The sequence below is a fragment of the Haliscomenobacter sp. genome (assembly GCF_040403615.1).
Taxonomy (GTDB): domain Bacteria; phylum Bacteroidota; class Bacteroidia; order Chitinophagales; family Saprospiraceae; genus Haliscomenobacter.
Genome location: NZ_JBBAKG010000002.1, coordinates 36,047 through 54,073, shown reverse-complemented (window position 1 = coordinate 54,073; position 18,027 = coordinate 36,047). Strand labels below are relative to the sequence as shown.

Annotated in this window: 19 protein-coding genes; 7 read left to right on the top strand and 12 right to left on the bottom strand. The window is 45.8% G+C overall.

Annotated features, from left to right (window positions below):
* Positions 1-11: 11 nt before the first annotated feature.
* Both ABW391_RS01250 and ABW391_RS01245 read left to right on the top strand, forming a co-directional pair.
* Positions 12-413 carry a BlaI/MecI/CopY family transcriptional regulator gene (locus ABW391_RS01250; RefSeq protein ID WP_353479992.1) on the top strand — a complete coding sequence of 134 codons (402 nt, stop codon included), beginning with the start codon at positions 12-14 and terminating at the stop codon, positions 411-413.
* Positions 414-478: 65 nt separating this feature from the next.
* Positions 479-3,073: a M56 family metallopeptidase gene (locus ABW391_RS01245; RefSeq protein ID WP_353479991.1), complete on the top strand. Its 2,595-nt coding sequence runs from the start codon at positions 479-481 to the stop codon at positions 3,071-3,073.
* A gap of 78 nt (positions 3,074-3,151) precedes the next feature.
* On the opposite strand, the gene ABW391_RS01240 is transcribed toward ABW391_RS01245, so the two are convergent.
* The 10 genes from ABW391_RS01240 to ABW391_RS01195 all read right to left on the bottom strand — a co-directional run bounded on the left by ABW391_RS01240 (position 3,152) and on the right by ABW391_RS01195 (position 12,133).
* Positions 3,152-4,417 (bottom strand): serine hydrolase domain-containing protein, encoded by a 1,266-nt coding sequence (locus ABW391_RS01240; protein ID WP_353479990.1) that lies wholly within the window; start codon positions 4,415-4,417, stop codon positions 3,152-3,154.
* Positions 4,418-4,588: 171 nt separating this feature from the next.
* Positions 4,589-4,747, bottom strand: coding sequence for a hypothetical protein (locus ABW391_RS01235; protein ID WP_502916307.1), 159 nt, complete (start codon positions 4,745-4,747; stop codon positions 4,589-4,591).
* A gap of 1 nt (position 4,748) precedes the next feature.
* Entirely contained in the window at positions 4,749-4,991 is a 243-nt protein-coding gene (locus tag ABW391_RS01230) for a PnuC protein (protein WP_353479989.1), read from the bottom strand.
* A gap of 136 nt (positions 4,992-5,127) precedes the next feature.
* Positions 5,128-5,679, bottom strand: a complete 552-nt coding sequence (locus ABW391_RS01225; RefSeq protein ID WP_353479988.1) for a carboxymuconolactone decarboxylase family protein — start codon at positions 5,677-5,679, stop codon at positions 5,128-5,130.
* Between the two features lie 132 nt (positions 5,680-5,811).
* Positions 5,812-6,402, bottom strand: a complete 591-nt coding sequence (locus ABW391_RS01220) for a Crp/Fnr family transcriptional regulator (RefSeq protein ID WP_353479987.1) — start codon at positions 6,400-6,402, stop codon at positions 5,812-5,814.
* A gap of 31 nt (positions 6,403-6,433) precedes the next feature.
* Positions 6,434-7,549, bottom strand: coding sequence for a Gfo/Idh/MocA family protein (locus ABW391_RS01215; RefSeq protein WP_353479986.1), 1,116 nt, complete (start codon positions 7,547-7,549; stop codon positions 6,434-6,436).
* Positions 7,550-7,643: 94 nt separating this feature from the next.
* A complete protein-coding gene (locus tag ABW391_RS01210; protein WP_353479985.1) occupies positions 7,644-8,207 on the bottom strand; it encodes a DUF4256 domain-containing protein in 564 nt (187 codons plus the stop codon).
* Positions 8,208-8,243: 36 nt separating this feature from the next.
* Positions 8,244-10,250 carry a M1 family metallopeptidase gene (locus ABW391_RS01205; protein WP_353479984.1) on the bottom strand — a complete coding sequence of 669 codons (2,007 nt, stop codon included), beginning with the start codon at positions 10,248-10,250 and terminating at the stop codon, positions 8,244-8,246.
* Positions 10,251-10,458: 208 nt separating this feature from the next.
* Positions 10,459-11,121 carry a rubrerythrin family protein gene (locus tag ABW391_RS01200; protein WP_353479983.1) on the bottom strand — a complete coding sequence of 221 codons (663 nt, stop codon included), beginning with the start codon at positions 11,119-11,121 and terminating at the stop codon, positions 10,459-10,461.
* 121 nt (positions 11,122-11,242) lie between these two features.
* On the bottom strand, positions 11,243-12,133 hold the full coding sequence (locus tag ABW391_RS01195) for an NmrA family NAD(P)-binding protein (RefSeq protein WP_353479982.1): 891 nt from the start codon (positions 12,131-12,133) through the stop codon (positions 11,243-11,245).
* A gap of 365 nt (positions 12,134-12,498) precedes the next feature.
* Between ABW391_RS01195 and ABW391_RS01190 the strand changes: the two genes are divergently transcribed.
* Positions 12,499-13,941 (top strand): pyridoxal phosphate-dependent decarboxylase family protein, encoded by a 1,443-nt coding sequence (locus tag ABW391_RS01190; protein WP_353479981.1) that lies wholly within the window; start codon positions 12,499-12,501, stop codon positions 13,939-13,941.
* 63 nt (positions 13,942-14,004) lie between these two features.
* Positions 14,005-14,523 (top strand): YdeI/OmpD-associated family protein, encoded by a 519-nt coding sequence (locus tag ABW391_RS01185; protein ID WP_353479980.1) that lies wholly within the window; start codon positions 14,005-14,007, stop codon positions 14,521-14,523.
* A gap of 8 nt (positions 14,524-14,531) precedes the next feature.
* Here the strand turns inward: ABW391_RS01185 and ABW391_RS01180 are convergent, their stop codons facing one another.
* Positions 14,532-15,299 carry an SH3 domain-containing protein gene (locus ABW391_RS01180; protein ID WP_353479979.1) on the bottom strand — a complete coding sequence of 256 codons (768 nt, stop codon included), beginning with the start codon at positions 15,297-15,299 and terminating at the stop codon, positions 14,532-14,534.
* A 255-nt stretch (positions 15,300-15,554) separates the two neighbouring features.
* Between ABW391_RS01180 and ABW391_RS01175 the strand changes: the two genes are divergently transcribed.
* Genes ABW391_RS01175 through ABW391_RS01165 form a run of 3 tightly spaced genes read left to right on the top strand, consistent with a single transcriptional unit; the run spans position 15,555 to position 17,618 of the window.
* A complete protein-coding gene (locus ABW391_RS01175; protein WP_353479978.1) occupies positions 15,555-16,499 on the top strand; it encodes a carbon-nitrogen hydrolase family protein in 945 nt (314 codons plus the stop codon).
* 30 nt (positions 16,500-16,529) lie between these two features.
* Positions 16,530-17,126 (top strand): GNAT family N-acetyltransferase, encoded by a 597-nt coding sequence (locus tag ABW391_RS01170; protein ID WP_353479977.1) that lies wholly within the window; start codon positions 16,530-16,532, stop codon positions 17,124-17,126.
* Between the two features lie 12 nt (positions 17,127-17,138).
* A complete protein-coding gene (locus tag ABW391_RS01165) occupies positions 17,139-17,618 on the top strand; it encodes a fasciclin domain-containing protein (RefSeq protein WP_353479976.1) in 480 nt (159 codons plus the stop codon).
* A gap of 57 nt (positions 17,619-17,675) precedes the next feature.
* Here ABW391_RS01165 and ABW391_RS01160 read toward each other — a convergent pair whose 3' ends face one another.
* A complete protein-coding gene (locus ABW391_RS01160; RefSeq protein ID WP_353479975.1) occupies positions 17,676-18,002 on the bottom strand; it encodes a HesB/IscA family protein in 327 nt (108 codons plus the stop codon).
* Positions 18,003-18,027: the final 25 nt, after the last annotated feature.

Here is an 18,027-nt window from a genome sequence, read left to right as displayed (position 1 = left end):
GATATTGCAGCATGGAAAAAAATCACCCTCAAGATAACAAACGGGCCGAACCGACCAAATCCGAACTGGAGATTCTCCAGGTGCTTTGGCAAGTGGGCCCATCTACTGTGCGCACCGTCAATGAAAAGCTCAATGAACAGCGGGAGGTCAACTACTCCTCTACCTTGAAGTTGATGCAAATCATGCTCGACAAGGGATTGCTGCACCGCGATGCCAACGACCGCAGTCATGTATACCGCCCGGCAGATCACCCCGAAAAAGTACAATCCCAGGTTGTGCGAGGTCTGCGCGACCTTGCCTTTGGAGGCTCTACCTCCAGTCTGGTTTTACGTGCTTTGGGCTCAGGCTCTGCGACACCTGAAGAATTGGAAGAAATCAAACGACTGATCGAAGAAATGCAGAAAAAACCGTAGAGACGCGCTATACACTTACGCGATGCATCGCATCTCTACCGGCACAAATCTCCAAATTTTATCCTATGCTGGCCTTTTCCCTTTTTAATCGCCAACTCGAGTACGCCTTGGGTTGGATGGTGTTACATTCCCTTTGGCAAGGGATGGCAATTGCCTTGTTGACGGGTGTGTTGCTGATCGCCTTGCGCCACCGCAGTGCTCAATTGCGCTACATCGTGGCCAATTTTGGACTGTTTGCGGTGATGATCACAGCAGGTTTTACTTTTTATCGATACTATGTCACTGCGCCAATTGAGGATCGGTTGGCATTGCAAATTGAAAACTTGGTTGCTCCTCAGCTCAATACCGCTTTGCTGGATAAATTGGTACAGCTTGAAACAGTCCAGCCCCAACTGTCTGAAGATGAATTATCAGCCCTGGAAGACCTGGCACTCGTTGTACCAGAATCTGATTTGGTAGCGCTTGATCACGGTTTGAACTGGCCCGACGTCCAGGGCTATTTTGATCAGCACCTGCCATTGATCGTTGGTTTTTGGCTCCTAGGTGTAGCTATTTTCCTATTGCGCTTGCTCAGCAGCGTCAGTTATGTGTACTACCTCAAAGGGCGCATGAATTTTCCAGCCGACGAATACTGGCTGGATTTATTAGATGATTTGACCATCAAAACTGGACTCGATAAAGCCATAACCTTGGTGGAATCGGCGCTAGTGCGCACGCCACAAGTGGTGGGCTACCTCAAGCCCATGATTCTGTTTCCGCTAGGGATGATCAACCGCTTGCCTGCGGCAGAAGTAGAGGCGATTTTGGCGCATGAGCTGGCACATATTCTTCGCCACGATCATTTGCTCAATGTATTACAGGGCTTTGTCGAAACCCTGTTTTACTACCACCCTGGCGTGTGGTGGATCTCGGCACAAGTGCGCACCGAACGGGAAAGTGCGGCTGACGAATTGGCCATACAGCTCACCGGAGATTCCCTGACTTATGCAAAAGCTCTGGTCACGGTACAAGAGATGGGATTTATGCCCATGTCTCCTGCCCTGGCTTTTGCCGGCCAACAAAAAAGTCAATTTATGCTGCGCTTGCAGCGCATTTTACACATTAAATCACCAACGACAAACACAATGGAAAAAATGCTCACCGTAGTCCTGGTAGCGGGTACACTTAGTGGCCTGGCCTGGATCAAAAATTTTGCAAACAATACGTACCATCAGGTAGAAACCGAACTGGTGGAATCAAAACCGATGGAAACCGAACTGGTGGAAACCACGGAAGCCCGTTTATCGCCAAAAAGTATTGAAAAGCAGGAAAGCAGCCATTTTGATATTGACAGCGATGCGCCGATGAGTACCAGCGGATTTTGGAATGCTGAAATCAAAGGCGAAAGGGTTTACCTCAATCTGCAATCCAAAACGGAGCATTCCAACTGGAATACTTCCCGGTATTTTGACAAAAAAGAATTCTCTAGTTTGCCAACCACTGAATCGACTTTCAATTTGAAGCGCGACGCTGGTACGCTGAATTTCAAAGGGAAATTTGATGGAAACGAGGGCTATGGCAAGTTTGATTTTGTGCAAAATGCCGAATTCAAGAAATACCTCGATCAACAAAGTATTACGGGAGTTGACGAGGAGGAAATGTTGCACCTGTTTATGGCGGATGTCAACAAAGATTACATTGCCTACCTCCAACAGCATGGCTACAAAACCCTCACTGGCAACAATCTGGTAGAAATGGGCATTCATGGTCTTGACAAAGAAACCTTGCAAGGTTACTTTGCTGCCTTCCAAAAGGGCGGCTACGGACAAGTGCCCATTCGCAAATTGATTGAATTGAAAATCCACGGCGCAGGGCCGTCTTTCATGCAATCCTTGACCAGTCTGGGTTACGAAAAAGTATCCCTGGAAGATGTGCTAACCGCAAAAATCCACGGCGTTTCTGCCGATTATGTGCGCGGTTTGCAAAGTGCAGGTTACCCGAATCTACCTTTAGACCAAGTAGTAAATTTTAAGATTCATGGGGTGAGTGCTGATTATGCCCGGCGGATGAATCAAGCCAATGGCGGTAAAAATCTTTCTGCTGATGAATTGGTGAATTCTAAAATCCATGGACTTGATCCGGAGCGGATCAACAAAATCAGAAGCACAGCTGGTAGTCAAATGAGCATGGACGACATGCGCAGTTACAGCATCCACGGCATAGACGATGTTTACATTCAGTCCCTCAAAGATGCAGGTTTTGCCAGTCTGAAACCGCAAGAAATCATTCAGGCGCGCATCCACGGGCTGGACGGTGTGTACATGAAGTCGCTCAAAGAGGCAGGTCTTAGCAACTTATCTTTGGATCAAGCCATTCAGGCGCGCATCCATGGCCTGAACGGTGGGTACATGAAATCGCTGAAAGAGGCAGGTTTCAGTAGCTTGTCTTTGGATCAAGCCATTCAGGCGCGAATTCATGGATTGGAAGCGGCTCAAATAAAAGCCTACCATAATTTGGGTTTCAAAACCATTGACCTTGATGAGGCAGTTTCACTGAAGATTCACGGCGTAAGTCCGGAATACATTCAGCGCATGCGCGAAAAGGGCTTCAAAGATCTGAATCTGGACGATTACGTGAAAATGAAAATCCACGGCATTGCCGATGGAAGAAACGAGAAATAGTTGAAAAGTTGAAGAGGGCACTATGCTAAGTTCAGCACAGTGCCCTCTTCAACTTTTCAACTATTAACTTTTCAACTCCTAATTGGGATTTACCAGGTTGTCGATGAACAAGTCCTTCACGATGCCGCGCAAAGACCAGCCTTCTACGCTGATTGGTGAGTTGACCAACACCACCAATTCCATTCCGTTGGGCATGAAGTAGATCACGCTCTGCTCCGTTCTGCCACCGCTGGTCCAGCGGCCATTCTTGTTGTAAATGTTACCGGCAGGGGTTGGGATCGCTTGATCGATACCCAGGTTTCCATCCAATACTTGTTGAGCACGACCTGCAGGAATAATGGTATTTCTGCGTCGAACGTGATCCATCACTTTCAGCAAGTCATCTACAGAAAGCCTCCAGGCAGCACCTCCGGCCATACTTGCCAAGTCGCCAGAATCCCATCCCGCTTGATTCAGGTTCGGAAATTTGTACGCTAGGGCATTTTTGAAAGCAGGCAGCGCTTCAAAGCTGGCATTGGCCACACCGGCAGGGTTGAAGATATTGGTTTGGCAGTACTGCTTGTAAGCATTGATGCCTACGATGTCCCAAACTTGATCGGTTATGGGGCCAACGTTGAAGTTTTGGGGGATGTTGCCGTTGATAACGGCCAATAACAGGCGACAAAGACCAAAGTTCAGGTTTTCGTAAGCATAGCTGCCGTTGGTAAGTGCACCAATGGCCACCACCTGCTTCATAAAGGTGTAGTTGGAGCTAGAAGTACCCGTTTTGAAGCCAGAAGTATGCGTAAGCAATTGACGGAAGCTAACCTGATCAACTTTGGGGCCTTTAGCCCAGTGTGCTGGCAGGTAGTTGATGATTTTGGCATCCAGCGAGATGCCTTTAGAATCCAGCAATTTGACCATCGCTACTGCAGTGATGAATTTGCTTACACTGGCTACATGCATGCGGGTATCGAGTTTCCAGCCCTGGCCGCCATCGGTAGGGGTTTTCGAAAAGTTCCAGATCAAGGTGTACAATGGAGCACCATTTTGACGCAATTGCATGGCGTATCCAGTCACCTGGTCTTTAATTTTTGCATGAAATTCTTGTCCAAAAGCATTGACATTCAGTTTTGGTAATGCATTGAACTTGATTTGGGGACGGAAAATAAAAGGCATGGAGCGCTCTTGTTCGTTTCCATCAGAAAGGCTGCCGCGTAGCTGAACGGGGTCGATCACGTGCGCATTTACTTGTTGAGTAGTTAAGCCTCCTGGCAAATTTTGAGCTTGCGCCTGGAAGGCACTCAGCAGAATAACAACTGACAAAAAGAATTTTCCGGTTTGAAAAAAAGTGGACTGTTTCATGGTGCAAATAGAATTCAGGTGTGTTGAATAAATTTTGATTACACCTGAATGTGTGTGATGTTTTCCAAAACGTTCCAGGTTTGTGGAAAAAACTTACAATTGGGTATATCGGTGGCTTTTACAATTGTATCATTTAGCCGAAATATTGGGTTAATATGTGGTAGTACAATTTTAATAAGCCCTCTTATACTGAAAGGGGATTGGGAGCTCTACACCCAACTCTTTGGCAGCAAGTGTAGCAAAATAAGGATTACGCAAATATTCCCTTGCAATCACGATCAAGTCTGCCTGCTTATTGGCAATTGCTGAAAATAAATTCACCTTTTCCATGTCATTGTTTTTGGGTTTGATTCCATTTAATAAAACCCCTTGTATTCGTAATAAGGAATATGCAGTTGCCAATAACTATAGCGTAGCTATGCAGTAAAGCAATACCTAGTGCTATCCAGGCTATATTGGCAATCATAAATGATACAAACCCCCATTTTACTTTATTCCCCAACAACAACATAGCAATTACACTCATTATCATTGCCAGCCAGTCGAGGCCGTAGTACTTGAATAGTTCTGTCATTTTTGAAAGTATTATTAAGTGCTTAATGATTTTAGTATTTCTTCTCGCTCTGCCCTTTATATGGTATGGTTTTTTGTTAGTAATTAAGATTTTAGAAGGAAGGGAGTTCATCTGCTCCCTTACCTATGGTCAAAGTCTAAGCAATTTCGTCTGCTAATGGAAAATCAATTTCAAAACCAGTAAGGTTGTGGATGTAGTTGCTGATGATTTTATCGCCAATAATAATTACGGCATCAATCAAATTGGCTTCAGTGTACCCGGCTGCAAAAAATGCTTCTTTTGCATCAATGCTTGCATGACCCCTGGTTTCAGTAACTGACGCTGTAAATTTTGCCAATGCGTCTAATTTGCTGTCGAATGATGCTGAGCCCTGGCGAAGCTCAATTATTTGTTCGTCTGTGAAACCATTCATTTTACCCAATACAGTGTGGGCACTCTGGCAATAGCGGCAGCCATTGATTTGACTGACTACCAGGTTAATTACTTCTCTTTCTTTTGCTTTTAAACTGCTCTTGCGGTTTTGCAGGGCAAGGTAGTCGCCCAATGCTGTTTCGCTTTTGGCGAAATAGGCATACAGGTTTGGAACAAAACCTAGACCTTTTTTGAGGTTATCAAAAATGCCTTGATTGGTTTCGCTTACTTCTGCTCTGATTGGAACTGTAAAAGTTCTGTTTGACGTTGTGGTCATTTTGCTTTGTATTTTTTGTTGTTCAGCGTGTCGTTATTGACAATACAAAGATGGCCTCAACAGGAGGCCTTTTACAACCAACTAGATTAGGAAATATGGAGAAACTACATGAAGAAGTAAAGTGAAACTAGATTAACTTTTTTTGGAAACCCTTATGTTTCGGAGCTTTGAGAGGTATTGGGTGGTCATGCCCAGGAAGGAAGCAATGACATATTGAGGAAAACGATTGGCGATTTGTGGGTAATTGTCTTCAAATTCATGAAAGCGTTCTTCGGCAGTTTTGGTAAGATTGCTGATGATTCTTCTCTGCATACCGGCAAATGAACGCTCTGCGGTAATTCTGAAAAATGTTTCATACTTATGATTCATGCTTTTGAGCTTTTGCTCACTGGCAAAATCAAGTTGCAATATCACGCTGTCTTCCAAAGCCATCACGAACATTGTAGCAGGTTGCTGAAAAATGTAACTGTTGTAATCAGAAATCCACCAGTCTTCGATGGCCAGTTGAATAATATGTTCCTGCCCCGCATCTGCCACTACATAACCCATAAAAGCACCTTGCAATACATAGTTGCGGTGTTTGGCTACAAAATCCGGCTGAATAATGAACTGGCGTTTTTTTACTTTGGTGAGTTTAAAACAGGAAATAAACTCCTGTGCCTCTTCTTCTGAAAGGGAGACTTTTTTTTGTATGTGGTCAATCAGGTTTTTATGTGCTGTCATGTTTCAAATTACAATATCTTGAACTTGGCTTTTACAATTTCAGGGGTACTTTCTTCCCCGTTTTGACAGCCAAAAAGATCGCATCAATAATCTTTAGGTCTTTTAATCCTTCTTCCCCATCAACGGGTACGATGGGGGTGTTGCCTTCCAAAATGATGCCCGCCATTTCATCCATTTGCACGGTCTGGTGCGTAACATGCGGATGGTTCAATTCGCCTTTGTTGGTGCGCCCTTTGATGGGGCCATAGCCAGTGGAGGGCAACAACTCTGCAAAGCCTTTTTCGGCATTCAAGAAAAAGCGGTCAAGGTTGTTCATCGTGTAGGTTGACAAGCAGGAAGCCACTGCCCCTCCGGGGAAACCCAACTGAAACTGGATGGTTTCGTCAATGCCTTCTTTAAATTTTTCGGGGTTGGTCTTGATTTCCTGTGCAGTCACCCAGATTGGCTCCTCTCCTACCATATACCGAGCACCATTGATGGCATAAATGCCGATGTCCATCATTGCACCGCCGCCTGACAGTTTTTTGTTTAGCCGCCATTGGGAGGGATTTCCGATGGTAAAGCCGCATAGGCCCTGGAAAAATAAAACTTTACCCAGCTCCCCTTCCTTTCTCATTCTGATGATTTCCAGGGTCTTGGGTTCAAAATGCATCCGGTAGCCGACCAGCAGTTTTACATTGCTTTTTTTGCAGGCATCGATCATGGCCTGTCCGTCTTTGGCATTGATCGACATGGGTTTTTCGCAGATCACATGCTTGCCCGCATTGGCCACCCGGATTACCTGCTCTTTGTGCAGGGCATTGGGAGTGATGATGTACACCGCATCAATGTCGGGGTTGTTCTTGATCGCATCGAAAGTTTCGTAGTTGTAGCAATTTTTTTCCGGGATATTGTATTTACTCTGCCATTCTTTAAGTTTAGACGGGGTACCGCTGATAGCCGCCACTAATTTGGCTTTTTTGCAGGATTGCATGGCCTCGGCAACCCGGTTTCCATAACTGCCCAGTCCCATAATGGCTACCCGCAAAACGGGGCCTTCATAAGGTTGGCTATAGGTTTCAGGGTTACCTGCCAAAACATAGTCTGGCAATTGAAGGGCAATGGCGGTTGCCGTAATTTTCTGTAAAAATTTGCGACGTGAGTTCATAATAAGAGTTGTGTTTAATCCGCTTATGGATAAAATTAGGTCAAAAAATCGAAAAGTTCGCGCTCAAATTCAAATGTACCATACTGGGCAATGTTTAAACCCTAAGCGAGCCACGGAATCCCCTGCCGGCATAGTAAGATTCTGCGCCATTGTGGTACACAAAAACAGTGTCATAGCGGCGATCACAAAAGAGGGCGCCGCCGAGTTTTCTGATCTCAGCAGGGGTTTTTACCCAGCTTGAGGTTTTTAAATCGAACTTTATCAATTGTTGTAGTGCCCTATATTTTTCTTCCGTAAAAAGTTCAATACCCATGGCAGCAGCCATATTCATAGCGCTGTTGGCTGGTTTGTTTTCTTTCCTTGACTCCAGTGCTGTATGGTCAAAACAAAGACTTCTGCGGCCAACAGGACTTTCCGCCGAACAATCGCAAAAAATGTATTCGTCCGTATTTGGATCAAGGTCAATTACGTCTGGTTCACCGCCGGTTCTTTCCATTTCATGGAGCGACCACAGTTTTTCGGCATTTGCTTCCAGCCTGGCTTGGACTTTGGCCCATTCAAGGCCTTCATGGCGACTTTTGTTTTTCTCAAACCGGGCTTTTAAGGTGCTGAGTAGTTCTTCCTGTTGTTCTGAGGACAACTCCTTTTGATTTTCCATTGCCATCCTAGTTGATTTTGATTTGCATAAAATTCTTTATTTCTGTGGCCAAACGTTATCGTCAGAATTGGCATCCGGGAAACGGCCATGAGGATCAAACGTGATTTTTTTGATCTTGCGTTTTCCAAAATTCATTTCGGCATCAAAAGTGCGTTTGCCGTCAAACCAAACGGATACGGGCCAGGTAACTTCGGCAGTAGTTGCATCAATCATTTTGGCGTTGGGCAATGTTTTGATGACCGGGCCTGCTGCTTCAAACTCCACCTTCAACACCACCGGCGACGGCATCTGCCCTGCTTGCTGAATCGTTACGGTTGTTTTGCCACTTGTGGTTTTTACGTCCTGGATCGATCCATCAACAGACTCCGTGGTCCACAACCAGTAGTACCAGAACCATTCCAGATCCTGTCCCAGTTCATTGTTCATAAAGAAAATATAATCCCAAGGTGAAGGGTGCTTGTAAGCCCAGGCTGCGGTATATTTTTTCATGGCATTGATAACAGCCTGATCGCCTACAATGCCGCCCAGCATGGAGAGCATCAAGGGCGCTTTTTGGTAGGTTTGAAACCTATAGCCACTGCCCGCATCATTGGCACTCCACATCATCGGGGCTTCGTTTTCGTCGCCACTCATCCAGCCATAGTATTGGCCCAAGCCATCCAGATTGTACGGCTTGCCCCCAGAATCTGCATCCGAGAGAATATTCATATACTGATTGAACCCTTCATCCATCCAGCCGTACCGCGTTTCATTGGTGCCCAGCATCATCGGCCACCACTGGTGGGCAGTTTCATGGTCAGCAGCATCCTGGTTCGAGTTAATGACCATGGGGTATTCCATGCCCTCGCTTGGCCCATCCTGCAAGGTCAATTGAGGGAATGGATAAGGCGCCCAAAGTGCCGAATAAAACTCGAGTGCATGACGGGAAATCTTACCAGCATGTTCAAATAATTCGGCCCTTTCGGGCAGGTAAACCATGTGAATCGGGACGGCGCCTTTGCCGGGAATGGTTGCGCGGGTGGCTTTCCAGACGAAGTTTTCGGCGCTTGCCCAGACAAAATCATTTACCCTGTCGGCAACAAAATGCCAAGTGAGTTTGTCGCCTGGCGCAGTGGATTTTCCTGGGCCTTTTTCAGTCGCCCCCACAATGGTTACCTCATCATCGGAGTTGAGTACCGTGGAGAGTCGCTGTCTTGCTGTTTCCGTCAACACCTCGTTGGGGTTTTGCAGCAAGCCTGTACCACTGACAATCCAGCCGCCTGGTACGGTGATGCGCACGTCAAATTTGCCGAAGTTGTTGTAGAACTCTGAAGGTCCCAGATAAGGGCTGGTCTCCCAGCCGAGCAGGTCATCGTATTTGGCCAGGCGAGGGTACCATTGGGTGGGTTGAAACAATTTATTGTCAAATCGTTGGGTCATGCGGTGGCCTAGCCCATTGGGGCCACCGGGCAGTTTGGTGTGCCATTCTATTTCCAGTTCAACCGTTGTTCCAGCTTTAACCGGTTCGGCAAGATTGATGAATGCTACCGTCTGGGTAAGTCCGGAGATGGTTACTTTTGATGCGGTATTGTCATTATTGCCACGCCTCGGAGCTTCGGCAGCGCTTAGGGCAGCTTCCTGGCCAGCAACCTTCAGGCTGGTCAAAACCATCCCATCAGTGGTTTCTGCTGGCACGGAAGCACCCCGCTGGGCTAGTGGGCGAAAGATGTTGTGGTCAAGGCGCAATACGATCGTTCCCAGATTGCCCTTGCTGTTGTTGTGCATGCTGATCTTTTCCGATCCGGTAATGGTTTGAGTGGCCGTATCGAGGCTGGCATTAATGGTATAGTCGGCTTCCAATTGCCAGTAATTGGGGCCTGGCTTACCTGAAAAGTCGCGCGTACCCGCCTTGAATGCATTGCGGATGGTGTTGGTCATCGGTACATCGAGCCGGATGGAGCGGCTGGACGTTTCAAGGGCTTTGCGGAGGGGGAGATTGCTTGGTTGGGCGGATGCAGCCGTGATGGTGACCAGGAGGATAAACAGGGTGATGCGCAGGATCATGGTTAATGAGCTGTTAGGTATTTTGGTGGATATAGATCGCTAATTTAACCACAATTGTTGGTTTTGGCAACCTTTAGGTTTTCCAAATGTTGAATAGGCCAGTTTCTCAACCGGCCTATTCAACATTTAGTTGTACATGGTGCATTTTTTCTTGTTGTACAAAACTATCATTTCGAATATCTGTCTTGCAGCTCCCAGTTTCTTCAAGTTATTGGAATACGATGAATTTTTCTCTGTCTGTTAATGAAAAGTCGCAGTGTTTGGGTGCAGAGGTGTAGGTATTTCCACAAACGGGACAAACGAAATATTTGGCTGGCAAACTGTTCAACATATTACTATTGATGTCACCCAAAGCTTGTTCAAAAAAGAATTTATGCTTGAGCTCTGTTTTCCTGGCATAATTAAGACTTAATAAAGCAATTTGGTTGTCAGCTGCTTCGGCAGTTTTTAAAAAATCAGGGTACATTTTTTTAGCTTCGTAGGCTTCGCCATTTATATCTTCACTCAAGTTCTCTTTGGTCGTTTTTACTTTGTATTCAGGCGTGATGATTGGAACGGTTGCTCCAGCGTCTTCAATTACAGCTTTGTGATTTATGGAGTGAATGTTTTCGGCTGCTGAAACTGCGTTGTACAATAAAGCAACGTTGTGATATCCCTCTTCTTCGGCTTTCTTTGAAAACGCTGCATACTTTGCGGTTGCAGTTCTCTCTCCTTTGTATGCCGATTGCATATTTTCAATTGTTTTGGTTCCTGCGTCCAGATGCTGTTTGGTGGTTATTTTCGCCTCTGGCTTTTTACTGTCGCAGGAGGTCACCACCAAGCAACTCATCAATGCAAGGAACAAACTATAGCCTGGGAATAACTTTTTCATTTGAATGGATTTTAAGATTAGACACTTCACAAAGTTAGGCCCAATGTTATCCTCAGTTGTTGTACAATTATTTTTAAAAATTGCAAGATTCCCACTCTTCGGCTGATTATTTGAATAAGATTTATTGGTTTTCATTAGGTAACCCAACACTCAACAATTCTTTGTTGTCCTTTATAAATTGCTCAAAAGTGATTGGTTGCCTGCCGGTTATGATTTGCACCCAATTACTTATTGCTGGTTTGGCTTGAAATCGGGGAAAGTAATGAAGCATAATCATGACAAGTATCAGCATGGTGGGGGTTTTCTCCCTTCTTTTTGTCAGGAAGAAATTGATCAAGTTTGACGATTTAAACTGGATTCTTCTTCCCAATTGGGTACTTAAAAGCCCTGCCATTTCTGAAAAAGTTAAGCGTTCGGTGCAAGTTAGTTCATAAGCCTGGTTGATGTGTTGAACAATGTTTGTCAGAATGATTGCAGCAACCGAACCAATGTCCCGCACGTCAATGAGGGTAAATTTTGCATTGCCGGCAGGCAGATAAATAAGGTTTTTATTCACCAGATCCTTGCGCAAGGTTGTGGTGAAATTTTGCATAAAATAAGCAGGCCGTAAGAAAGTGTAAGGAATTTCACTGTCAACAATTAGCTTTTCAATTTTGTGGTGTGGGATTATTTTGCTTTTCTCTACGCCCTGAACGGATAAAAAAACAATGTGCTTTACCCCAACGTCTTGACAAGTTTCAATGATTGGCTTAAAATATTTTTCTACATCCGAAATCTGTGGTGGCCTTAATAAAAAAAGGATGTCACAGGCTTGCAGGGCGGGTTGGTATGATTTAACGTCGGTAAAGTCAAATTGTGAAAATTTGATGTTGTAGCGGCCTAATTTAATCTTGTCCTCAATGATATTCCTGACCCCCGCAAAAAGATCAAGATCATGCGTTATTTGGCTCAAAGCATGGATTACTGCTGTTCCAATATTTCCTGTTGCTCCTGTGATTAATACTTTTGTCATATGGAAGTGGATTTTTTTAAGTTAATGGTTTAAGGTAAAAAGTGTTCTGTGGCCGCAATCCTTGTCGTTTGAATTTGGAAGTACAGGCTTCTTGTCCCGCAAGTTTACCATTTTAGTCAACCTTATTAGGTACTCAGAAATAAGCCCAAGAGCAAACGCATTAAAATTTCTTAAAAACTTTACTTTTGAAGGATTTGCCCCGCGAGGGGCTTGATATGGGTAGAACGATTTTTACCCGGTCATTCAAAAGCCCACAAAATGAGCCTCGACTTTGAACCAGCAGTACGTTGCTGTGGATGACTTGCGCCAGCGAGGGTTCAAATAAGTATACCTTTCCAGCAAAGAACGAAAAAAAAACACCACTTATGGAAGATAACCTGACCCTACTCCAACGCATTTATGACCCTCAAACCTTTCGGCAACAAGGCCATGCGTTGATCGATCAATTGGCCACTTACTTTGAGTCGGCTCAAAGCCCAGCAGCCTCGCAGGTTTTTCCAGCCCAGGAGCCCCTCAGCAGTTATGCTTTTTGGCAAGCGGAATTCGATGCGCCACTGCGGAATGATCCCGCTGCATTTTTTGACGACGTCATCCAGCAATCGGTAAAGCCGCATTACCCCAGTTATATGGGACACCAGGTAGCGGTTACTGCACCAGCTGCTGCTTTGGCGGGCTTACTGAGCAGTGTACTCAACCAGGGCATGGCCTTGTATGAAATGGGGATGGTATCGGTTCCGCTGGAGCGGCTGGTCATCGAATTGTTGGCCAAACGCATTGGCTATAGCGCCAACAGTGGCGGAATCCTGACCTCCGGCGGCACCTTGGCCAATCTGACCGCCCTGCTGGCCGCCCGCGCCCTGAAAGCCCCTGCGGCGGTATGGACAGAAGGCAACCAGGAACGCCTGGCCATTATGGTCAGCGAGGAGGCACATTATTGTGTAGACCGGGCTGCCCGAATCATGGGCTTGGGCAACGCGGGCATCATCAAACTGCCTACCGATGAACGGTTTAAAATGCGTACCGATTTGTTGGAACCGTACCTAGACGCAGCCAAAGCGCAGGGCTTACACGTAATAGCGGTGATTGGCAGTTGCTGCTCCACGTCTACGGGTTCGCACGACAACCTGGAGGCAATTGCCGATTTTGCGGAGCGCCACAACATCTGGTTTCATGCCGATGGAGCACATGGTGGGGCGGCTGTTTTTTCGCAGCAATACCGCCACTTGCTCCAGGGCATTGAGCGCGCCGATTCGGTGGTCATGGATTTTCATAAAATGCTGATGATTCCGGCATTGGCTACCGGGCTGGTCTTTAAGCGGAACGAAGACAGTTTCCGTACCTTTCAACAACGGGCTGAATACCTCTGGAACAATACCGAAGCCGATTGGTACAACCTGGGCAAGCGAACTTTTGAATGCACCAAATACATGATGTCGCTCAAAATTGCTACGGTTTTGCGGCTTTACGGTGAAGCCGCGTTTGCAGCAGCGGTGGATCAGACTTATGATTTGGGGCAAAAGTTTGCAAAAATTCTCGCAAAAAGACCAAATTTTGAGCTTGCCATGGAACCGGAGTGCAACATTGTGTGTTTTAGAGTCATAAAACCTGGCGTCTCAGACCTCAATGCCTTCAACCTGGAACTCAGACAGCGCGTACTGGAAAAAGGCAATTTTTACCTTGTTCAAACAACCTTGCGCGGCGTGGTTTACCTCCGCGTCTCCTTGATGAATCCCCTGACCACTGAAAAAGAACTGGAAATGTTACTGGATGAGCTGGAAAGCTTTTCTATCCAAAGAGTTTTTGCATAATTTGGAGCCTCCTTTCGTGCGTTTGTGAACGCCGAAGGAGGTTTTTTTTATACAAGATCAGCAATGGATTCAACAAGCAGTTTTCAGTTTACCTCTTACATGGAGGAATCCACCAATCGTTTATGGGGGCAGCATTTTATTGTACCTGCGCCCATCGTAACCGCGATTAGTGAGCTAGGTGAAGACAAAAGAGTGGTGTGCAACATCAATGGCCAGGTGGAATACCAATGTGCGCTGATTTCCAAAGGAGAAGGCGTGTACATCATCCTCGTCAACAAGGCGCGCATGAAGCAACTGAAACTGAAAATCGGCGATCAGGTGCAAATATCCGTACACAAAGATGCGAGTGAATACGGCCTCCCTGTACCCGAAGAATTTGTGGCAGTAATGGAACAAGATCCCGATGCCAAGGCCTATTGGGAGCAACTTACCCCCGGAAAGCAGCGTACCTTGCTGTACATCATTGCCCAACCCAAAAGCTCAGAATTGAAAATTATTCGGGCACTGGCCATCGCCGGGCATTTAAAAGCCAACGCTGGCAAAATCAATTTTCGAGGTTTGAATGACGATTTAAAGGCTTAGACCTGCTCTTAATCCCCTGAATAAAACCCAACCACGACTTGATTGCCTTTTTGCCCGAATTCCAGCCATTCGGTGGGGGAATCCTCGTCCAGGATTCTGACAACTTGTTTTTTGGCATCCCATTCTGCTTTCATTTTTTTGGCATTGCTGAAATAAAACGAGCGCAAGCTGACCAGTGCCTGTTGCAGCGATAGCGTAGTGGCAGGTACGCGCAAAAACTGCGTAACACCGCCATTGTAAAGGATGTACTCAAACTCTCCGCCGTCGGCATAAGCTTGTTTGTATCCTTCCACGATTCCTTTTGCTTCGTTGGGGGCAGAAATTTCCCGCTCGCCTTTGAATTTGGAAAGCGTTTGATAAAACCATTCGGGATCGGCCATGTCTTCTTCACTTTCTTCCGCCAAAATGGGAAAATGGGTCAAATAGCCATCAAAAACATAGGCTTCCTGCTTTTCTTCATTGCGTACTTTGACCCAATGGCCTTTTAGCTCAAAATCGCCAATTTTCTCGGCCACATATTCGTGTTCGGGCAAAGGCATGGCTACAATGGTCAAAATGGCGCCATATGGAGCAATTCCAATTTTTTCCGCTTTCGAATCGGGTGTTTTCCGCAAAGAAAGTCCTTCCAGGGCATGTACAAATACTTCCTGGTTCAATTTGTAGAAGGTGGTATTGGGTTTGGGTGCTGGATTGATGCGCACTTCCTGCGTATTGGATTTTTCTCGGCAAGAAAACGCCAGCACAATCAGTAGTAGAAGAATGGAGACCTTTTTCATAATCAATCACATTGAAAGTTTAGGCTAAAGATAAACTACTTGCCCTACAAATCTGGCGGATTGATTCTTGAAAATCAAGATTTAGGCTGGATTAATCCGGATTCCCCTAACAAAACAAGGTGTCACTTCAAGGGCTTGAAGCGACACCTTATTACCATATTAACACCTAAAACGGCCGGTTGAAAATAATTTGCAAATCCCCTCGGTTTCCTGTACCTTTGCCCGTCACATTTTTCAGCATCTTTTCATCCGGAAATGAGAAACGCTACTGAATTGAAACCAGGCGAAGTTCGCCTGGGTGTTGTCCAATGGCTGGTAAGGAATTTTGAGTCAGTGGAAATTTTCCTTGACAAAATAGAGCACCAGGTCCAGTCATTCGCTAATTATGGTGTAGATTTCGTGCTCTATCCGGAGTACTTTTCCATGCCGTTGTTGAGCCTTTTTCCTGCTACTAAGGAGCGGGATAGGCTTGTTGCCATGACCTCCATCACGAATTATCTGATGGAAGAAATCTCCAGAATGGCGCATCTTCATCAAGTCAATGTCATTACTGGAAGCATCCCCGAGCTTTCTCCAGCAGGAGAATTGCGCAATGCGACCTTTTTGTGCAAACGCGATGGAAGTGTTGAAAAATACCTGAAGACTCACCTTACCCCCTACGAGAAACACAGCTGGCACATGGTGCCTGGAAATAAGTTAGGAGTATTTGATACCGATTGTGGACGCATCGGGATTCAAACCTGCTACGATGTAGAGTTTCCCGAATTGGGCCGCTTGTATGCCGATGCGGGGGTGCAGATTTTGTTTGTCCCTTTTTCGACTGATTCACAAGAGGGCTTTTTCCGGGTAAGGCATTGTGCGCAGGCTCGTGCCATTGAAAATGAGTGTTACGTTGCCATTTCTGGCTGTGTGGGCTATTTACCCGAAATCAGTGCCATCGAATTTCAATACGGCGAATCGGCCATTTTCACCCCATCAGATTATGCGTTTCCGCAAGGAGCCATCAAATCTCAATTGCCCGCCAATGTCGAATCCATCATTGTATCGGATGTAGATCTGGAGCTTTTGCACAACCTGCACCACCGGGGCAGTGTGCGCAATTTGCAAGACCGCCGCCATGATTTGTACCAGGTTAAGGCCAACGACAAGCTAAAAATGCCCCTAAATCTGGATCTCGAAAAAACCCTCAACAATCAATAAACTCCCTTGCTCTCTACTGCCGTGTACAATATGGATACGAATATCTCAATCATTACTTATTCAGGCGCACAACTCGAGCCTTATCTGGATGATGTTGCCCGTTTGCGGATCGAAGTGTTTCGGGCTTTTCCCTATCTGTATGAAGGAAGCATGGAGCATGAGCAAGAATACCTAAAGACTTACCTCAGCTCACCTTTCGCAGCAATTGTCATTGCTCAGGATGGAGATAAGGTGGTGGGTGCGTCTACCTGTATTCCGCTGGTGCAAGAACCGGACAACGTCAAAAAGCCTTTTTTGGAAAAAGGGTACAACCTGAACGAGATTTATTACTACGGCGAATCGGTATTGTTGCCGGATTACCGCCAAAAAGGCATTGGCGTTGCTTTTTTTGAACAGCGCGAACGCAAAGCCCGCTCTCTTTCAGGATTCAAATGGGCCAGTTTTTGCGGGGTAGAACGCCCGGCGGATCACCCTCTCAAACCCACAGACTATGTACCTTTGAATCATTTTTGGAGACGACGCGGTTTTCAGCAAACGGAGATGGTTTGCTACATGTCCTGGAAAGACATCAACGAGGCGGCTGAAAGCCCCAAACCCTTGCGCTTCTGGATGAAAGAACTCATTTAAAATGAATTGTTTATGCGTATAGTTACTTCTACCTTATTCTTGTTGCTGCTTTTGGGAACTTCCTGTAGTACTGGCTCAGCCATACCTCAAATGGAAAATTTTGCAACTGCACTCAAAAAAGTGGGCAATACAACCACCTACCAAATGCTGATTGCCACTGCCGGCGGAATGCCTCAATTGGTGGGACTCAAACAGAAGAGTACCTTGATTGTCCCAACTGATGATGCTTACAATAAATTGGGTGGGGTATTCTTGATGGATCTGATGGATCCAAATCATACTTCAGCACAAATGACCATGTTAAAAAAGCATGTCATAAAGGAGGCATTGAGCTCCAAAAAGCTGGCTGGCATGGGTACGGTCACTACGTTGGAAGGCAACTCTATTCCGGTGAAATTGGAATCAAACGTACTTTATTTTGGAGATGCGCAGGTCATTTCGAGCTGGCAAACCCCAGAAGGAATGGTTTATATCGTAAACAAGGTTTTATAGTATTGAGTTGCACACAAGTTTTGCTTTTAGGGCAAGATTGTGTGCAACTCAATACTTTTATACCGCAAAGCTCTCTCCACAACCACAAGTACGCGCGGCATTGGGGTTGTTGAAAAAGAAGCCTTTGCCTTCCAAACCACCCGAAAACTCAAGGGTGGAGTTGAACAAGTACAAGAAACTTTTCAGGTCTGTCACCACTTTGACGCCATTGTCTTCAAAGACCTGGTCATTGGGTTTTGATTCGTTATCAAAATCCATGTTGTAACTCAGTCCTGAACACCCGCCACTGGTAACAGATACCCGCACAAAAAAGTCATCCTTCAACTGGCCTTGTGAGCGAATTTCGGTGATTCTTTCCTTTGCACTTTCAGCTACAAACAGCATAGTATTGTAATTTCAGGTAAAACAA